Here is a 2,005-nt window from a genome sequence, read left to right as displayed (position 1 = left end):
GCCCGCGAGGCGGGCTTCCGGTTCGGCGCGCGCGGAAATGGGGGCATATCGCCCCCGGAGTCAGATGTCTTTGCGTTCGCCCTCCCATGCCCTCAACGGCGAGTTGCCCTCCCTTCCGCAAAAGGGGCAGGTGGCCGGGTCGGGTGCGGGGTCGATGCCTTCATAGGTCCAGCCATTGCCACATGACAGGCAATCATAATCGGCCCCGGCAAGTCTGCTCTGGTGCGAGAGGGCTTTGATGGCCGAGGCGATATTGTCGAACATCTGATAGCCGACATCCTGCGGTGTCCCGACGTGTGAGCGGACAAGGGCGGCGGCTTCGTCGAAGCTCAAGGGGCGCTCGGTGGGAATGGTCTGCGCAATTTCGAATGCTTCGCTCATGGGTGACGTTCCATCCTGAAGGGCAGGGGGCACGCCTCGGGTGAGGCGTGCCGGATGACGGGATCAGGCGGCGTCCTGCATGAATGCTCCGCCTCCTTTCAGCCGGGCCATTTCCTCGTTGAGACGCCACAGGGCGCGGTTGATCTTCACGTCCGCATCAATGGCTTTGACTTCGCGGGTGGACACGCGACGGCGGCGGCCGTTGGCATCGCGCCCCCATGCCCGGAGACCGCCCCGGATGACGTTTTCCTGCACCACGTTTCCGACGGTCCACAGATCGGAACCGAGATCATCACGGCGGCGCGGGGCCAGAAGCTGGCGCGGCTCGATCGGGGTTTCGGCTTCCTCCCCGAAGCGGATTTCATGGGCCGCCCCGGCAAGGATCATCTGTTCGTCATGGTTCAGGCTGACACCGGACCAAGCGTCTGCGGCTTCAACCGCGCGGCAGCTCTCGGACAGCACCTTGAAGCTGCCCTCGATGACCTGCGCCATCACGTCGCCCTTGTGGTGGACGGACACGGAAGCAAGCTCCCGATCTGACACCATCAGCCCGTTAAGGCAGACCAGACGCATCAGCCCGGCCATGACCTTATAGGCGCTCGTGCCGTCATGGCTGTTGACCAGCACGACTTCCGGATAGATGCCGCCGACCTTGCGGACGGTCCCGGCTTCGCCCTTGTGACGGAAGCGGATCAGGTGCTTGGTAAAATCCGCCTTACCCGGCACGCGCGAACCGCCCTGCTTGGCATAGACCGGCTCGAAGCCTTCTTTCCGCATTCCCGCGAGCACTTCATAAGTGGGGATGTAGGCGTATCGGTCGCTGCGGCTCTCGTGCTTGTCTTCCGCGAAGATGGACTTCGCCAGATGGCGCAGGGCTTCGTCGGACAGCGGATCGCGGCCGAGATTGCGGGAAAAGCGAGAAGAAACGAAATGATTCATGGGTTTACCCTCCCGTGGCCCCGGTGATGGGGGAGACCGTCTCCCTCCTTTTCGTCCGGTGCCCTTATTATATACGCGATATAATAAGGGTCTGGCAAGAGAAAAATGCAAAAATTCTCCGAAAAAATTCCCGTTCAGCACGAAAAAACCGCTTGCCAAAAACCGGATCAAAGCCCCAGCCTTTCGTTCGACCTGCCAGCGGCAGGGCGAAAGGCAGCGCAGCGACGCCTTTCGTCCCGACACCTTCAGATCCGCCGGCAACGCAGCGCAGGTCTAGGGGGCATCTCAGGGGACCCGTCTGCACGGAGCGACCAAAGGGAGCGCAGGAAGATGGGGTGGATGATCCCCTAGACCGGAGCGAGGCTGCTGGCATCAGCGCAGCCCCCTTGGGGGGGCGAGCATCGGGGGGATATACCGGGCTTCCGATCGTTACCCGGATGGGCGGAGACAGACGGCGACCGCAGCGCAGCGCAGGGCGGCGGCTGGCTCCGGTGAGTTGGTCGGGAGACAGGGGCAGCGCACCTGGCTCGCGGCCTTACGAACTAGAGCGGAGATCAAGCCCCCAAATGCAGATCGCACGAGCACCCAGCTTGCGCGGCATCAGTGCGAAAATTGGCCGATTCAGGATACACCAGAGGATACGGAACAGGACACGTTAGAGGCTACGCTAGAGGATACGGCGGGC

At 62.6% G+C, this 2,005-nt stretch carries 2 protein-coding genes; both read right to left on the bottom strand.

Annotated features, from left to right (window positions below; all coding sequences use genetic code 11):
• Positions 1-60 precede the first annotated feature (60 nt).
• A complete protein-coding gene (locus tag APA10_RS11765) occupies positions 61-381 on the bottom strand; it encodes a hypothetical protein (RefSeq protein WP_035367763.1) in 321 nt (106 codons plus the stop codon).
• Positions 382-444: 63 nt separating this feature from the next.
• Positions 445-1,320, bottom strand: coding sequence for a DUF932 domain-containing protein (locus tag APA10_RS11760; RefSeq protein WP_035367761.1), 876 nt, complete (start codon positions 1,318-1,320; stop codon positions 445-447).
• Positions 1,321-2,005: the final 685 nt, after the last annotated feature.

This window comes from Acetobacter pasteurianus subsp. pasteurianus LMG 1262 = NBRC 106471, assembly GCF_000285275.1.
Classification (GTDB): Bacteria; Pseudomonadota; Alphaproteobacteria; order Acetobacterales; family Acetobacteraceae; genus Acetobacter; species Acetobacter pasteurianus.
This window is presented reverse-complemented; position numbering and strand designations above follow the sequence as displayed.